This is a genomic window from Pseudomonas sp. TWR1-1-3 (assembly GCF_049896805.1).
Taxonomy (GTDB): domain Bacteria; phylum Pseudomonadota; class Gammaproteobacteria; order Pseudomonadales; family Pseudomonadaceae; genus Aquipseudomonas; species Aquipseudomonas bubulae.
This window is the reverse complement of record NZ_JAFCUZ010000002.1, coordinates 317019-332585: the sequence shown is the minus strand read 5'-3', so window position 1 is coordinate 332585 and position 15567 is coordinate 317019. Positions and strand designations below refer to the sequence as shown.

General features: G+C 58.7%; 10 protein-coding genes and 6 tRNA genes. 8 read left to right on the top strand and 8 right to left on the bottom strand.

All coding sequences use genetic code 11. The features are described from left to right. Window positions 1-24: 24 nt before the first annotated feature. Window positions 25-3495, bottom strand: coding sequence for a hybrid sensor histidine kinase/response regulator (locus tag ACP7BE_RS09010; RefSeq protein WP_095003100.1), 3471 nt, complete (start codon window positions 3493-3495; stop codon window positions 25-27). 241 nt (window positions 3496-3736) lie between these two features. On the opposite strand from ACP7BE_RS09010, the gene ACP7BE_RS09005 reads away from it, so the two are divergent. Together ACP7BE_RS09005 and ACP7BE_RS09000 are read left to right on the top strand one after the other, a co-directional pair. After that, window positions 3737-4888 (top strand): TDT family transporter, encoded by a 1152-nt coding sequence (locus tag ACP7BE_RS09005; protein ID WP_169916890.1) that lies wholly within the window; start codon window positions 3737-3739, stop codon window positions 4886-4888. 115 nt (window positions 4889-5003) lie between these two features. Beyond that, window positions 5004-6878, top strand: a complete 1875-nt coding sequence (locus tag ACP7BE_RS09000) for an MFS transporter (RefSeq protein ID WP_426106064.1) — start codon at window positions 5004-5006, stop codon at window positions 6876-6878. A 96-nt stretch (window positions 6879-6974) separates the two neighbouring features. On the opposite strand, the gene sugE is transcribed toward ACP7BE_RS09000, so the two are convergent. The 3 genes from sugE to rdgC all read right to left on the bottom strand — a co-directional run bounded on the left by sugE (window position 6975) and on the right by rdgC (window position 9426). After that, window positions 6975-7289, bottom strand: a complete 315-nt coding sequence (sugE, locus tag ACP7BE_RS08995) for a quaternary ammonium compound efflux SMR transporter SugE (RefSeq protein ID WP_095003103.1) — start codon at window positions 7287-7289, stop codon at window positions 6975-6977. A 118-nt stretch (window positions 7290-7407) separates the two neighbouring features. Continuing rightward, the gene (locus ACP7BE_RS08990) at window positions 7408-8373 is read right to left on the bottom strand and encodes a bile acid:sodium symporter family protein (RefSeq protein ID WP_095003104.1); all 966 of its coding nucleotides are present in this window, start codon (window positions 8371-8373) and stop codon (window positions 7408-7410) included. A 132-nt stretch (window positions 8374-8505) separates the two neighbouring features. Beyond that, complete coding sequence (gene rdgC, locus ACP7BE_RS08985; RefSeq protein ID WP_088379231.1) at window positions 8506-9426, bottom strand: recombination-associated protein RdgC; 921 nt, start codon at window positions 9424-9426, stop codon at window positions 8506-8508. A 160-nt stretch (window positions 9427-9586) separates the two neighbouring features. Between rdgC and ACP7BE_RS08980 the strand changes: the two genes are divergently transcribed. The 6 genes from ACP7BE_RS08980 to ACP7BE_RS08955 all read left to right on the top strand — a co-directional run bounded on the left by ACP7BE_RS08980 (window position 9587) and on the right by ACP7BE_RS08955 (window position 10486). Beyond that, window positions 9587-9662, top strand: a tRNA-Val gene (locus ACP7BE_RS08980). A gap of 19 nt (window positions 9663-9681) precedes the next feature. Beyond that, window positions 9682-9758: transfer RNA gene (locus ACP7BE_RS08975), tRNA-Asp, on the top strand. Between the two features lie 218 nt (window positions 9759-9976). Continuing rightward, window positions 9977-10052, top strand: a tRNA-Val gene (locus ACP7BE_RS08970). A 19-nt stretch (window positions 10053-10071) separates the two neighbouring features. Continuing rightward, window positions 10072-10148 (top strand) — tRNA-Asp (locus tag ACP7BE_RS08965). Window positions 10149-10314: 166 nt separating this feature from the next. Beyond that, window positions 10315-10390, top strand: a tRNA-Val gene (locus ACP7BE_RS08960). A gap of 19 nt (window positions 10391-10409) precedes the next feature. Next, window positions 10410-10486: transfer RNA gene (locus tag ACP7BE_RS08955), tRNA-Asp, on the top strand. A 96-nt stretch (window positions 10487-10582) separates the two neighbouring features. On the opposite strand, the gene ACP7BE_RS08950 is transcribed toward ACP7BE_RS08955, so the two are convergent. From ACP7BE_RS08950 to ACP7BE_RS08935, 4 genes are all read right to left on the bottom strand, one after another. Beyond that, window positions 10583-12988, bottom strand: coding sequence for a TonB-dependent siderophore receptor (locus tag ACP7BE_RS08950; protein ID WP_426105582.1), 2406 nt, complete (start codon window positions 12986-12988; stop codon window positions 10583-10585). Between the two features lie 77 nt (window positions 12989-13065). Beyond that, a complete protein-coding gene (locus ACP7BE_RS08945) occupies window positions 13066-14052 on the bottom strand; it encodes a FecR family protein (RefSeq protein WP_095019620.1) in 987 nt (328 codons plus the stop codon). A 6-nt stretch (window positions 14053-14058) separates the two neighbouring features. Beyond that, the gene (locus ACP7BE_RS08940) at window positions 14059-14577 is read right to left on the bottom strand and encodes a sigma-70 family RNA polymerase sigma factor (protein ID WP_095003108.1); all 519 of its coding nucleotides are present in this window, start codon (window positions 14575-14577) and stop codon (window positions 14059-14061) included. Window positions 14578-14782: 205 nt separating this feature from the next. Continuing rightward, window positions 14783-15517: a phosphoadenylyl-sulfate reductase gene (locus ACP7BE_RS08935; protein WP_095003109.1), complete on the bottom strand. Its 735-nt coding sequence runs from the start codon at window positions 15515-15517 to the stop codon at window positions 14783-14785. Window positions 15518-15567 lie beyond the last annotated feature (50 nt).

Sequence of the window (15567 nt, the reverse complement as noted above, 5' to 3'; positions counted from 1 at the left end):
GCCCGCTCCCACAAGGGCGCTCAGCTAGAGCGGCACATGCCTGCTCAGCAGCGCCCGCAGCACGGCGGGCTTGACCGGCTTGGGCAGATACTCAAGACCGGCCGCATGCACCTCGGCGATCATCTCGGGGCGGCCATCGGCGCTGATGACCACGCCCGGTACAGGCTCGCCCAACTGGGCTCTTAGCCAGCGCATCAGCTCTGTCCCGACCTCGCCATCATCCAGATGGTAATCAACCAGTACCAACTGCGGCCGCACGCCTTCATTGAGCAACGCCGCGCATTCTTCGCGGTTGCGCGCTGTCCAGACCTGGCAGCCCCAGCGTGTCAGCAGGCTTTGCATGCCGATCAGGATGCTGTCTTCATTGTCGATACACAGCACTCGGGCGCCTGTTAGCGGTTGGCCATTCTGCTCGGCGACCACCGGCTGCGGTGCGGCCTGGCTCTTTGCCATCGGCACGCGCACGCTGAATACGCTGCCAAAGCCGGGCCATGAGCGCACTTGCAGGCTGTGCCCAAGTACGTGGCACAAGCCGTCGGCGATGGCCAGGCCCAGGCCCAGGCCTTTTTCGGCGCGGGTCTGGTGGCTGTCGAGGCGTTTGAATTCTTCAAAAATGACCTGCAGTTTGTCTTCCGGGATGCCCGGGCCACGGTCCCACACCTCAAGGCATAGCTCACTGCCGCGTCGGCGTACGCCCAGCAATACCGGGCCCTTGGCGTAGCGGAAGGCATTGGTGAGGAAATTTTGCAGGATCCGGCGCAGCAGTTTGATATCACTGTTGACCCGCACGCGGCTACCGTGAACCCGGAAGCTCAGGCCCTGTTCCTGGGCCTGTGCAGTGAACTCATTGCCCAGGGTTTCGAACAGGTCATTTATGGCAAAAGGCTTGATGTCGGGCGTGATCTTGCCGTTTTCCAGGCGGGAAATATCCAGCAGGTCGCTGATCAGGTCTTCAGCCGAACGCAGTGAGCTGTCCAGATGCTGCACCAGCTTGCGGGCTTCGGCGCTCAAGCCTTCCTCTTGATGAGAAAGAGCAGACGAGAACAGGCGTGCCGCGTTCATGGGCTGCATCAGGTCATGGCTGACTGCTGCCAGAAAACGGGTTTTCGACTGGCTGGCTGTTTCAGCCACGCCTTTGGCTTCGGTTAACGCCTGATTCAACTGCGACAGTTCAAAGGTGCGCTCGGCAACACGTTGCTCCAGGCCTTCATTGGCTTCGGTCAGGGCCTGTTCAGCTTCGCGGAACGCGGTGATGTCGGTGAAGCTCATGACGAAACCGCCGCCGGGCATCGGATTGCCGATCAGCTCGATGACGCGGCCATTGGGGAACAGGCGCTCGGAGGTATGCGCCCGACCCTGGCGCATCCAGTGCAGGCGCCGGGCCACATGCACTTCGGCTTCGCCGGGGCCGCACAGGCCGCGTTCAGCGTTGTGGCGGATAATGTCAGCAATCGGGCGCCCCACGCTGATCAACCCCTCCGGGTAGTCGAACAATTCCAGATAACGTCGGTTCCAGGCCACCAGCTTAAGTGACTGGTCGACCACGCTGATGCCCTGGGTGATGTTTTCAATGGCGCCCTGGAGCAAGGCGCGGTTGAACTGCAGTACTTCGGACGCTTCGTCGGCAATCCGCACCACGTCTTCCAGCTGCATTTCCCGGCCTTCAATCGCCGCTTTTACTACCGCACGGGTAGAGGACGCGCCGAGCACACCGGCCAGTAGCCGTTCGGTGTGGGCGATCCATTCGCCATTGGCGTTCTGGTTAGGGTTAAAGCCCTTGCCCTGACGGTAGGCGAAGCGAATAAAGCTCTGGTGCGCGCGTTCTTCGCCGACAAAGCGTGCGGCGAGGGCCAGCAGGTCATTGATCTGTACCGACAGCATCGAACGACCGCTGGGGTGGCTGCTCAGCTCCTGGCCGATAAAACGTCCGGCCTGCCAGTGTTCTGACACGCGGGTTCGCGACAGCACCGAAACCCAGGCAAACAGGGTGAAGTTGCCTGCCAGTGACAGCACTACACCCTGTGTCAGCGGGGTGATCGAAAGGCCCAGCGGGTTACTGTGCAGCCACGCCAGCCCAGGGAAGTGGCTCAGGTGCCAGCCAAAGCTGTGGGCGATGATCGGCAGTACCAGGGTGTAAAACCAGATAAAGGTGCCTGTCGCCAGTCCGGCGAAAACCCCCCGGCGGTTGGCCTGCTTCCAGTACAGGGCGCCGAGCATGGCCGGCGCCAGTTGGGTGACGGCAGCGAAGGCAATCTGGCCAATGGTGGCCAGGCTGGCGGTCGAGCCCAGCAGGCGGTAGCTGACATAGGCCAGCAGCAGAATCACCACAATCGACACGCGCCGCACCGAAAGCATCCAGTGGCGGAACACCTCGAACGGGCGCTCGGCGTTTTTGTGGCGCAACAGCCATGGCAGCAGCATGTCGTTGGAAACCATGGTCGACAGCGCCACGCTGGCCACGATGACCATGCCGGTGGCCGCCGATGCACCGCCGATAAAAGCCAGCAAGGCCAGCGCCGGGTGGGCCTGGGCCAGGGGCAGGCTGATCACGAATGAATCCGGTAATACCGAGCTTGGCAGCAACATTTGCCCGGCCAGGGCGATAGGCACTACAAACAGCCCGGCCAGAATCAGATAGGCCGGGAACACCCATTTGGCCAGTTGCAAGTCCTGGGGTTCGATGTTTTCCACCACGGTAACGTGGAACTGACGGGGCAGGCAGATAATCGCCATCATGGCCACGCCAGTCTGGACGATCATCGAGGGCCAATTGACGGTTTCTTTCCAGTACTCCTCAAGCCGCGGTGCGAGCATGGCTTGATTGAACAGATCGTCGAAGCCGTCATACAGCCCATAGGTTACGAAAGCGCCGACGGCGAGAAAGGCGAACAGCTTGACCAGCGACTCAAAGGCAATCGCCAGCACCATGCCGCGGTGGTGCTCGGTGGCATCGAGGTTGCGGGTGCCGAAGAGGATGGTGAACAGCGCCAGCACCAGGGTCACGATCAGCGCCGTGTCCTCGACCCTCGAGCCGGTTGCATCGGCGCCGGCGCCGATCAGCAGGTTGACCCCCAGCACAATGCCTTTGAGCTGCAGGGCGATATAGGGCAGTACGCCCACCAAGCAGATCAATGCCACCACAATGGCCAATGACTGGGACTTGCCGTAGCGGGCGGCAATAAAGTCGGCAATCGAGGTGATGTTCTCCTGTTTGCTGATCATCACCATCTTTTGCAGCACCCAGGGCGCGCATACCAGCAGCAGTACCGGCCCCAGGTAAATCGGCAGGAATGCCCAGAGTTGTTCGGCGGCCTGACCAACGGCGCCGAAGAACGTCCAACTGGTGCAGTACACCGCCAGCGACAGGCTATACACCCACGCGCGAACCCGCGGCGGCAGTGGTTTGCTGCGCCGGTCACCATAAAAGGCAATGGCAAACATAATGGCCATATAGGCCAGGGCAACGGCGGCAATCAGCCCGCTGGACAACGACATGGACGCTCCTGAAGGTATAAGGCCGCAAGCAATCCCGCTTGAGACAGCTAGTCTCGCATGATGTTCGGAGCGCGTCAGTGTCGACCATGGTCTGAGCGCGGCCTGGTGTCGCAGGGTTTGAAGTTGGTCGATATGATCTTATATAGGTGTAGTAGATAACAGTTAGAGAAATTACCCGTTATATAGATATTCGATTTGGTTCTACTCTAATTGCACCTCAAACGAGGCTCAGGAGGAACCCATGACTTGCCCAAACAAAGCCAAAGCCGCTTTTCGGCCATTTAGCCACTTGCAGCACCCCCGCGAAGTGATCCGCCAGTTCACCCCGAACTGGTTTGCCGCGACCATGGGTACGGGGGTTTTGGCCTTGGCACTGGCTCAATTACCGGTGCATATTCCCGGTGTACATGCCTTTGCCGAAGGGTTGTGGTTGTTCAATATCGGTCTGTTTATTCTATTCAGCGTGCTTTATGGCGCGCGCTGGATGTTGTATTTCGACGAGGCGCAGCGCATTTTCGGGCACTCCACGGTGTCGATGTTTTTTGGCACCATTCCCATGGGCCTGGCGACCATCATCAACGGCTTTCTGGTGTTCGGCGTGCCGCGCTGGGGCGAAGGCATGGTGCAGGTGGCCGAAGTGCTGTGGTGGATCGATGTGGCCATGGCGCTGGGCTGTGGCGTGCTGATCCCCTACCTGATGTTTACCCGTCAGGATCACAGCATCGACCAAATGACTGCTGTCTGGCTGCTGCCGGTGGTGGCCGCTGAGGTTGCGGCAGCCAGTGGCGGTCTCTTGGCACCGTATCTGAGCGATACCGTCACGCAGTTTCATGTGCTGATTACCAGCTATGTACTGTGGGCGTTTTCGGTGCCTGTGGCATTCAGCATCCTGACCATTTTGATCCTGCGCATGGCGCTGCATAAACTGCCCCACGAGAGCATGGCTGCATCCAGCTGGCTGGCGTTAGGCCCTATCGGTACGGGTGCACTGGGCCTGCTGTTGCTGGGTGCCGATGCCCCGGAAATTTTTGCGGCCAATGGTCTGGCACGAATCGGTGAGATTGTCGAAGGCCTGGGCCTGATCAGCGGGGTGATTCTGTGGGGTGTGGGCTTGTGGTGGATTGTGATGGCGGCATTGATCACTATTCGCTACTTCCGCTCGGGCATCCCGTTCAACCTGGGCTGGTGGGGCTTCACCTTCCCGCTGGGGGTGTACTCGCTGGCCACCCTGCGCCTGGGCAGCATGCTGCACCTGAGCTTCTTTGATGTAGCCGGTTGCATCCTGGTGCTGGCACTGGCGCTGATGTGGCTGTTGGTCGGCAAGCGCACCGTGCAAGGGGCATATCGCGGCGAGTTGTTTGTCTCGCCCTGCATTGCCGGGTTGAAGAAGTAAAACGTACCCTCGGGTTCTGTGCGCCTTTGCACAGAACCCGAGCAAGGTTGTGCCCTGAGTGTTACAACGGCCCTCCAAAGAGAAAGCCCTTCAGCGCAACGTGAGTACATGGATGATGAGTCACCCCTCGCAATTCAGCTTGCTAGGCAAGCGCCGCTTCCTGCCTTTTTTCGTGACCCAGGCCCTGGGCGCGCTCAATGACAACCTGTTCAAGCAATCGCTGATTCTGGCCATCCTTTATAAGCTCAATATCGAAGGTGACCGGGGTATCTGGGTCAATCTGTGCGCGTTGCTGTTTATCGTGCCTTTTTTCCTGTTCTCGGCCCTGGCCGGTCAGTTTGGTGAAAAGTACGCCAAGGACCGTCTGATTCGTCTGATTAAGCTGGGCGAAATCGCCATCATGGTGGTTGCAGCCATTGGCTTTGCATTCGACCACCTGGCATTGATGCTGGTCGCATTGTTCGCGATGGGCACCCATTCGGCGCTGTTCGGCCCGGTCAAGTACTCGATACTGCCGCAGACCCTGCGACCTGAAGAGCTGGTGGGGGGTAATGGCCTGGTGGAAATGGGCACTTTTCTGGCGATTCTGGCGGGCACCATTGGCGCCGGGATCATGCTGTCCTCCGGCAATTATACGGTTATCGTTTCGCTGGTGATTATCGCGGGCGCAGTGCTGGGGTACCTGGCCAGTCGCGCCATTCCGTCTGCGCCGGCAGATACGCCGCAGTTGCGGCTGAACTGGAATATTTTCAGCGAATCCTGGGCCACTCTGCGCCTGGGTCTGAATCAGACGCCTGCGGTATCCCGTTCCGTGGTGGGCAATTCGTGGTTCTGGTTTGTTGGTGCGATCTACCTGACGCAAATCCCGGCCTACGCCAAGGACTGGCTGTCTGGCGACGAGACCGTTGTGACGTTGATCCTTACAGTGTTCTCAGTGGGTATCGCACTGGGGTCGTTGTTGTGCGAGAAACTGTCGGGGCGCAAGGTCGAAATTGGGCTGGTGCCCTTTGGTTCGTTTGGCCTGACCGTATTTGGCCTGTTGCTGTGGTGGCATTCGGGGCAGATGCCGCAAAACATCCAGGCCAACGACTGGCTGGGCGTGCTGGGTTTCAGCCAGGCCTGGTGGGTGCTGCTGGATATTCTTGGGCTCGGCGTGTTTGGCGGCTTCTATATAGTGCCGTTGTATGCGCTCATCCAGTCGCGCACCTCGGAGAGCGAGCGGGCGCGGGTGATCGCGGCCAACAATATCCTAAATGCGCTGTTTATGGTGGTGTCGGCACTGGTCACCATCCTGTTGCTCAGCGTGGCCGGGCTGACGATCCCCGAGTTGTTTCTGGTGGTGTCGTTGATGAATATTGCGGTCAACGCCTACATCTTCAAAATCGTGCCTGAATTCAGCATGCGCTTCTTGATCTGGCTGCTTGGCCATTCCATGTACCGCGTGCAGCACAAGCACCTGGAGCTGATCCCGGATGAGGGTGCGGCGTTGCTGGTGTGTAACCATGTGTCGTATGTCGATGCGCTGTTGATAGGCGGAGCAGTGCGTCGTCCGATTCGCTTTGTCATGTATTACAAAATTTACAATTTGCCGGTTCTGAACTTTATCTTTCGTACTGCGGGGACTATTCCCATTGCCGGTCGCGGGGAAGATGAAGCAATCCATGATCAGGCATTCGACAGGATTGCCCGCTATCTGGCTGACGGCGAACTGGTGTGCATCTTCCCTGAGGGCAAGCTCACCACGGACGGACAGATCGACGAGTTCAAGGCGGGGGTGATGCGGATTCTGGAGCGCACGCCGGTGCCGGTGATTCCGATGGCGTTGCAGGGGCTGTGGGGCAGTTTTTTCAGTCGCGATCCGCACAAGGGCTTTTTCCATCGCCTATGGTCGCGGGTGACGCTGGTTGCCGGTGCGCCGATAGCGGCCGGGGAGGCCACGCAAAAGCTGTTGCGTGAGCGGGTGATGGCGTTGCGCGGGGCTGTGCAGTAAATCAAAAACACTGTGGGAGCGAGCCTGCTCGCGAAGGGGGACTTGAATACCAGGTCGGCCCAATCGCGAGCAAGCCCGCTCCCACAGTTTTTCGTGCTATGTGCTGACTTTAAGGCCCACCAGGCCGGCAATGATCAGTGCAACACTGGCCAGCCGGAACAACGCCATGGATTCACCAAACAGGATGATCCCGGCAATCACAGTGCCCACCGCGCCAACGCCCGTCCAGATTGCGTAGGCAGTGCCCAGCGGCAGTTCTTTCATGGCCAGGCCCAGCAAGCCAAGGCTGATGATCATGGCGCCTACAGTCAGGGCCGTCGGCAACGGGCGGCTGAAACCGTCGGTGTACTTAAGGCCTACAGCCCAGCCAACTTCAAACAGGCCGGCGAAAAACAGAATGATCCAGGACATGGTCTTCTCCATCAACTGATGGGGTCGTCCCCGGAATAATCACTCGATGAGTCGCGAGGTCGTCCTCGCAGTGCGCAGTATATTGCACATGATTATTCCCACAGGCAACCCCGATTTTTCACTCAATAGCAGCCTTGGCTGCTGCCAGGCGATCTTCTTTTTCGCTCATGCGCCGGAAATAGGTCGACAGCAGCGCCCCCGAAATATTGTGCCAAACGCTGAACAGCGCACTGGGCACGGCCGCCAACGGCGAGAAGTGGGCGCTGGCCAGAGCCGCGCCCAGCCCCGAGTTCTGCATGCCGACTTCCAGGGCCAGGGATTTACGCTGGGCCAGGGGCAATTTGAACAGACGGCCGGTAAAGTAGCCGAGCAAATAGCCGAAACTATTGTGCAGTATCACCACGGCCATAATCAGCAAGCCGGACTTGGCGATTTGCGCCTGACTGGCCGCCACCACGGCGGCGACGATAATCACGATGCTGACCACTGACACCAGCGGCAGCACATCGACGGCAAAGCGCACCCGTGCGCCAAGCAGGCGCTGGGCCAGTACGCCGAGCACAATCGGTAGCAGCACAACCTGCAGGATCGACCAGAACAGCTCCATAAACGAAACCGGCAGCCAGGCCGACGCCAGCAGCCAGATCAGGGCCGGGGTCAACAAGGGGGCGAGGAGGGTGGTCACGGCGGCAATCGCCACCGACAGCGCCAGATCGCCCCGGGCCAGCCAGGTCATGACATTGGACGAGGTGCCGCTTGGGCAGCAACCGACCAGGATCACCCCAACGGCGATTTCCGGTGGCAGGTGGAACACCTGGCAAAGCAACCACGCCACGCCGGGCATGATCACGAAATGTGCAACCACACCCAGCGCCACACGCCAGGGGTGACGGGCGACTTCGGCGAAGTCATCGAGTTTGAGGGTCAGGCCCATGCCGAACATCACCACGCCAAGCAGCGGCACGATGTAGCCTTTAAGGCCAACAAACCAGGCTGGCTCAAGAAACGCCAGCACGGCAAAAATCAGAACCCAGTAAGCAAAGGTATTACCGACAAAGCGGCTTAAGGCAGCAAGTGCGCGCATGGTGGTCCTTATTGTGGTTGTTCTGGTGGATATGATTGTGGGAGCGAGCCTGCTCGCGAAGATCTCGTGAGCGCCGTGGCGCTACTTTCGCGAGCAGGCTCGCTCCCACAAAAAAACGATTGCAGCGGGTGTTTAAATGCCCTGTGGGATCTCTTCGCCGCCCAGTGCTTCAAACAGCTGTGGCAAGAACTCGCCGAAGGTCAGCATCATCAGGGTGAAGCTGGCGTCCTGCTGGCCCAGATCGTCATCACCGCCGTCCTGTTCGGCCTGGTCTTGCAGCAGGTCTTCGAATTTCAGGCGTTTGACCACCAGTTTGTCGTCCAGTACGAACGACAGTTTGTCCTGCCAGGCCAGCGACAGCTGGGTTACGACTTTGCCAGTGCTCAAGTGCAGCTGGATTTCGTCGCTGGTCAGGTCCTGGCGCTTGCAGCGGATGATGCCGCCATCTTCATGGGTGTCGCGCAGCTCGCATTCGTCGAGGACAAAGAAGTTGTCGGCGGCTTTCTGGGTCTTGACCCATTCCGTCATCACCGCGCTTGGTGCAACCTTGACTGCCAGTGGGCGAACCGGCAGCGAGCCGATCACTTCACGCAGGGTGGACAGTAAATCCTCGGCGCGTTTCGGGCTGGAGGCGTTGACCAGGATCAGGCCCTGTTTTGGCGCGATGGCGGCAAAGGTGGCGGAGCGGCGGATAAAGGCGCGGGGCAGGAAGGCCTGGATGATTTCATCCTTGAGCTGATCGCGTTCCTTTTTGTAGACCTTGCGCATTTGCTCGGCCTCGATCTCTTCGACCTTCTCCTTTAATGCATCACGCACCACGCTGCTCGGCAGGATGCGCTCTTCTTTGCGGGCGGCAATCAGCAGGAAGTCCTGGCTGACGTGAACCAGCGGGGCGTCTTCGCCTTTGCCGAACGGGGCAACGAAACCGTAGGTGGCTACTTCCTGGCTTGAACACGGGCGGGCCAGTTTGGTGGCCAGTGCAGTTTCCAGCACCTGTGCATCAAATGGCAGATCTTGGGTCAGGCGATAGATAAGCAGGTTTTTGAACCACATGGGGTGAATCACTCCTATATACAAAGACGCATTATTCGCTTGATAACCTTAATAGGCCAACCCTGCGCTAAGCCTTTGTAGTGCTTGGGAAAATTATTTTAAAAAGTACTTGCCAGACTATAAGTCGCTCCGTAGAATGCGCGCCACACCGAGAGTGAAAGGGTGATTAGCTCAGCTGGGAGAGCATCTGCCTTACAAGCAGAGGGTCGGCGGTTCGATCCCGTCATCACCCACCATTCGCTCACAGTGTTACGCGCAGCGGTAGTTCAGTCGGTTAGAATACCGGCCTGTCACGCCGGGGGTCGCGGGTTCGAGTCCCGTCCGCTGCGCCATTTTTGTTGCCATAAGCCCCTTGAACGCTTGTGGTTGGGATAAGCCTGATAAATGCAGGTTTGCCCGAAAGGCTTCGGTTTGGCAGTTCGCTGCGAAATCAAAGATGCAGGGCGATGGAAACGGATGTTTTTACAAGGTTTTGAAAAAAGCCAAATAAAAACAACCACTTACACAAATAGTGTGAGAGAATGCGCCCCGCAACGAAAGCGAAGTACAAGGGTGATTAGCTCAGCTGGGAGAGCATCTGCCTTACAAGCAGAGGGTCGGCGGTTCGATCCCGTCATCACCCACCACTTGCTTTCAATGTTACGCGCAGCGGTAGTTCAGTCGGTTAGAATACCGGCCTGTCACGCCGGGGGTCGCGGGTTCGAGTCCCGTCCGCTGCGCCATATTCTGAACACAAGCCCCTTGAACGCTTGTGATCAACAAAAAGCCTGCCTTGTGCAGGCTTTTTTGTGTATGCATGTTTTCTTTGATTGATAAAAAATTCAAATAAAACAACCACTTACACAAATAGTGTGAGAGAATGCGCCCCGCAACGAAAGTGAAGTACAAGGGTGATTAGCTCAGCTGGGAGAGCATCTGCCTTACAAGCAGAGGGTCGGCGGTTCGATCCCGTCATCACCCACCACTTGCTTTCAATGTTACGCGCAGCGGTAGTTCAGTCGGTTAGAATACCGGCCTGTCACGCCGGGGGTCGCGGGTTCGAGTCCCGTCCGCTGCGCCATATTCCGAACACAGGCCCCTTGAACGCTTGTGATCAACAAAAAAGCCTGCTTAGTGCAGGCTTTTTTGTGCGCGGGTGTTTTGTGGTGTGTGGGGTTTAGAAATCCCAGCGCGTGGTCACCATCACATTGCGAGGGTCACCGTAGTACGACGAGTTATAAAAACCGATATTGGTGTAATACGACTTGTCGAATGCGTTGTTCAGATTGACCGTGGCCGACAGGTTTTTCGAAATCTGATAGCGCGCCATCAGATCAACCAGCCAGTATGGATCCTGGGAGAATTTTTCCACGGTGCCGCCCTTGTTCCAGTTGGTCAGCATCTGCCAGCCGGTGCTCTGCCAGCGAACGCCGCCGCCCAGGGTCAGTTTGTCCAGATCGCCGGTCAGCTTGTAGCTGGTGTACAGGTTGATCTGGTCTTCCGGTTCCCAGGTCGAGACCTTTGTGCCGCCCTGGTCACGGCTGACCTTGTGGGTGTACCCCGCCTGCAATTGCCAGCCTGGCATCAGTTCACCGGAGATCTCTGCTTCGTAACCCTTGGTCGTGGCCTTGATACCCTTGTAGGCGTAGTCGATGTCCGGGTTGGTCGGATTGCCGTTGTAGGCCATGTCTGCTTCAGGACGGTTGTCCTGATGCACTTCAAAGTAGGCCAGGCTTGAATTCAGGCGGCCATCAAAGAACTCGCCTTTCAGCCCCAGCTCGTAGTTGGTGCCTTCATCCGGCTCAAGCATCTTGTTGTCGCGATCGCGGTAATACGACTGCGGCAGGAAAATCTCCGTGTAGCTGGTATAGGCCGAAATATTGTCATTGATGTCGTAGATCAGGGCTGCGTAGGGCAGCACTTTGCCCGTGTCCTTGGCCTGGCTGGTGCCGGTCAGGGTGTAATTGGCCACCCGGGTGCCCAGCATCAGTTTGAGGTCGTCGGTCAGGCTGAAGCGGCCGGTCACGTAGGTACCGGTCTGGCGTGTTGTTTCATCGTTGTATGAAGTGACATTGCCCCAGTCCGGCTCAAGGCTGTTGCCTTTCCAGTTGTAGTAGTCGTAGGCGTTGTTGACCATATTGGCATTGGTATAGTCCTTGCCAGTCCAGTGCGATTTGGACACCGAACCACCGACGACCAGTTCATGTTCGCGCCCCAGCAGGCTGAACGGACCGGTGGCAAACAGGTCACCGCTGTCGCTGACGTATTCGCCGGTGTATTTGCGGGCGAGCATTTTTGCCAGCCCGGTAGTGGCGTCCGGGTCAAGCAGGGCGCCCAGCGGGGCGTTATAGCCGTTGATCTGGTGGTTGTACTGGCCTTTGACTACCCAGCCGTTGGCAAAGTTGTGTTCCAGGGTTGAGAACACCGTGCGGGTGTATTGCTCCCAACTGCTCCATTTGGCGCCATTGTTGAATGAGCGCGGGGTGCTGATCCGGTCACCTTTGGAATTGAACAGTGATGCGCTGCCTGACCAGCTGGAACCCTTGGGGTTGTTGTCCTGATAATCGGCACCCAGGGTCAGCAGGGTGTCGGGGGTCAGATCCACTTCAAGAATGCCGTAGTAAACCTCGCTGTCACGCTTGTAGTGATCCATGAATGAGTGCTTGTCCTGGTAAGCCGCCACGGCCCGGCCACGCACATTGCCGCTCTCGGTTAATGGCCCGCTGACATCGATTTCGGAGCGGTAGTTTTCCCAGGAGCCTGCGCCCACATCGATATGGGCCTTGAATTCGCGGGTCGGTTTTTTGCGCACCATATTGATGGTACCGCCCGGTCCGCCAGCGCCGGTGAGCAGGCCGGTTGCGCCTTTCAGGATTTCGACCCGGTCATAGATGGCGGTGTCAGTCAGGGTGTGCCCGGCCGAGTACTGCGGGTCTTGCAAGATGGGGATGCCGTCGTACTGGAAGTTCTTGATCGCAAAACCACGGGAGTAATAGCTGGTGCGATCGCTGTCATAGGTGGCCACGGTGATGCCGGGGGTGTGGCGCATCACGTCATCGATGGAGTTCATGCCGAAATCGTCCATGGCCTGGCGGGTCACCACGGAAATGGACTGGGGGGTTTCCCTTGGCGTCAGTACCATGCGTGTTGCTGTCGCGATGGAGCCGGGGGTGTAGGAACCGGTGCCTTCGGTGATAGTCCCGAGCTGGTTGGCGCTGACCTGGGTGGCGCCCAACTCCAGTGCGCCGCCTGCCGCGGGCAGGGCGTCGAGCCTGTAGCCGTTGGCGCCTTTGACCATGGTATAGCCGCTGCCCCGCAACAAGGCTTCGAATCCGTCATGTTCGTTGTAGGCACCCTGCAGGCCCGGAGTCGACAGGCCTTCCAGGTTGCTCGACTGAAAAATGATCGCCACGCCGGCTTGTTGCGCGAAGCGGTTCAGTGCGTTGCTCAGCGGGCCTGCGGGTATGTCGTAGCTCTGTACGGCTGCAGTTTGTGCCTGGGCAGTGGCGGCGTATGCCACGCCAGCCGCCGACGCAACGATCAAGTGAATCGCCAGCGCAAGGGGTTTGTAGGTGGTCAGCATGGAAGACGTAGTCCTTTATGAGTCGTTGTTACCTACCTTGACGGCTGACTCGACAAAAGCGGAACGAATGGGAATTATTATTTTTCAGGGGTGTGCAACTGGCTGATCACAACCAGCCAGGGTGTGTAGGTTTTGATCTGCAGGGGCAAGGTGTCGGCGATCAGTTGCAACGCCCGGTCGGTATCGTCCAGAGGCAGTACAGCCGAGACGCGCAGGCCGGCCAGGGTGTTGCGATCAAACTGCAGGTGCCCGCGTCGATGGCGGGAAATTTCATCAAGCACCTGTGGCAGCGGCTGATCTTCAACCACCAGTTGATGGCGCTCCCAAGCCTGATCGATGCTGGCCGGGGAGATGCTGCCAGCCAGTTCGACCGAGCCCTGGCGAATCAGCGCCCGGGAGCCTGCACTCACCTCCAGGGTTTGCTGCTCGTTCGCGCTTTGCGCGGCGACGCGAGACTGCAACATGCTCAATACGGTGGTGTCACCCTGGCGCTTGACTACAAAGCGGGTGCCCAGGGCGCGCATGCTGCCTTGGGCTGTTTCCACGAAAAATGGCCGGGCGCTGTCATGGGCGACGTCGACCAGTACTTCACCTTGCAGTAGTTCAATGCGCCGCGCCTGGCCGTCAAAATGTACATTGAGCGCGCTGGTGCCGCTGAGGGTAATGCTCGAGTTGTCGGCCAGGCGCTGTGTTTTCCAGTCATTGGGGCCGGTGCTGATATCGGCCAGCCATTGCTCGGGATAATGGCTTTGCACCAGCAGGGTGGCCGGCAGGGCCAGGCAGCCGGCAATCAGCAGGGCGCGCAAGGCATGTTTGCGTCGGGTGACTGCCTTGCGCCCGGCAAATGCGGCATTGAGCGCTGCCTTGGCTGGCGTCGACTGCTGGCGCAACGCCTGTAGGCGGTTGATGACATCTTGCATGCGCCGGGCTGCGGCGGCGTGTTGCGGGCTTTGCTGTTTCCAGCGCTCGAATTCCAGGCGCAAGCCCTCGCTGAAGCCTTCCTCGTGCAGGCGAAGGATCCATTCGGCGGCTTGTTCGTCTATTGAATCGGGCTGTTCGGGCATGCGGGCTCAGGTGTTCAGGCTGTGGCTGCAATGCAGCAGGGCCTGGATAAGGTACTTGCGCACGGTGCGGTCAGACAGGCCCAGTTGCCGGGCGATTTGGCACTGGGTCAGGCCGTCCAGGTAATACAGCACAAAGGCCTGGCGGGCTTTGTCCTGCATGCCTTCGAGAATAAAGGCGATCTGCTCCAGGGCTTCCAGGGTGGTAAGAATTTGCTCGGGTGATTGATAGCCTTCGAGTGCCTCGGCGGTCAGCGCAAGTTCTTGCAAGTAGGCGTTTTCTATCTGTTTGCGGCGCACCTGATCGATGATCAGGCGGCGTGCCGTGGTGCTCAAAAAGGCCCGGGGCTCGCGCAGGGTGGCTACCGACTCGCGGGCATTGAGAATTCGGGCGAAGGTGTCCTGGGCCAGATCGGCGGCATTTTGCGCGCAACCGAGCTTTCTGCGTAGCCAGCCAAACAGCCAGCCGTGATGCTCGCAGTACAGTTCGGTAATAGCGCTCTGGTAGGACGGTTCACCCGAAGACATAGGACGCTGCCTAAATGTTATTGAGAATAATTACCAATTCTCAACGAAAGTCCGGGGTAAACGCAAGGCGGGCGATGAAATGTAACGGTCACTTGCAACTGTGGGAGCGGGCTTGCTCGCGATGGGATCGCCTCGGTGTGGCAGGTACACCGCGTTGTATCCATCGCGAGCAAGCCCGCTCCCACAGAGTGTGGAGGCGGGTGTTTTAGTTCTTCGCGATCAAATTGCCGGCATGCAGCCCGCATTCTTTTTGCGTGGCTTCTTCCCACCACCAGCGGCCTTCGCGCTCGTGCTGGTTGGGCAGTACCGGACGGGTGCAGGGCTCGCAGCCGATGCTGATAAAGCCGCGTTCATGCAGGCTGTTGTAAGGCAGCTCCAGCATGCGGATATAGCCCCAGACTTCCTCGCTGGTCATTTGTGCCAGCGGGTTGAACTTGTACAGTGTGCGCTCGGGTGTGGAGAACGCGCCGTCAATTTCCAGGGCGGCAACCTGGCTGCGGGTGCCGGGGCTCTGGTCGCGGCGCTGGCCGGTGGCCCAGGCCTTGACTGTCGACAGCTTGCGTCGCAGCGGCTCGATCTTGCGTATGCCGCAGCATTCGCCATGGCCGTCTTTATAGAAGCTGAACAGGCCTTTCTCTTTGACGAAGGGTTCGAGCTTGCTTTGATCCGGCGAGATCAGCTCGATCTGGATCTTGTAATGTTCACGTACCTGTTCGATAAACCGGTAGGTCTCGGGGTGCAGGCGGCCGGTGTCGAGGCTGAACACCTTGACGTTCTTGTTGAGCTTCCAGGCCATGTCCACCAGCACCACGTCTTCGGCGCCGCTGAAGGAGATCCAGAGTTCGTCGCCAAAATGTTCAAAGGCGAGTTTGAGAATATCTTGCGGGGACTTGCTGGCGTATGTCGCGGCGAGTTCGGCGACGTCAAACGGATGGCTCATCAGGCGGCTTCCTGCAGTGAATGGCGCTGGGCGCTCTCTAGTCTCGTGAT

Excerpts from the sequence above, each read along its gene's own strand:
- ACP7BE_RS08940 (WP_095003108.1), bottom strand. The coding sequence starts at position 14,577 with ATGTCTTCGGGTGAACCGTCCTACCAGAGCGCTATTACCGAACTGTAC.
- ACP7BE_RS08935 (WP_095003109.1), bottom strand. The coding sequence starts at position 15,517 with ATGAGCCATCCGTTTGACGTCGCCGAACTCGCCGCGACATACGCCAGC.
- ACP7BE_RS09010 (WP_095003100.1), bottom strand. The coding sequence starts at position 3,495 with ATGTCGTTGTCCAGCGGGCTGATTGCCGCCGTTGCCCTGGCCTATATG.
- ACP7BE_RS08950 (WP_426105582.1), bottom strand. The coding sequence starts at position 12,988 with ATGCTGACCACCTACAAACCCCTTGCGCTGGCGATTCACTTGATCGTT.
- ACP7BE_RS08945 (WP_095019620.1), bottom strand. The coding sequence starts at position 14,052 with ATGCCCGAACAGCCCGATTCAATAGACGAACAAGCCGCCGAATGGATC.
- rdgC (WP_088379231.1), bottom strand. The coding sequence starts at position 9,426 with ATGTGGTTCAAAAACCTGCTTATCTATCGCCTGACCCAAGATCTGCCA.
- sugE (WP_095003103.1), bottom strand. The coding sequence starts at position 7,289 with ATGTCCTGGATCATTCTGTTTTTCGCCGGCCTGTTTGAAGTTGGCTGG.
- ACP7BE_RS09005 (WP_169916890.1), top strand. The coding sequence starts at position 3,737 with ATGACTTGCCCAAACAAAGCCAAAGCCGCTTTTCGGCCATTTAGCCAC.
- ACP7BE_RS08990 (WP_095003104.1), bottom strand. The coding sequence starts at position 8,373 with ATGCGCGCACTTGCTGCCTTAAGCCGCTTTGTCGGTAATACCTTTGCT.
- ACP7BE_RS09000 (WP_426106064.1), top strand. The coding sequence starts at position 5,004 with ATGAGTCACCCCTCGCAATTCAGCTTGCTAGGCAAGCGCCGCTTCCTG.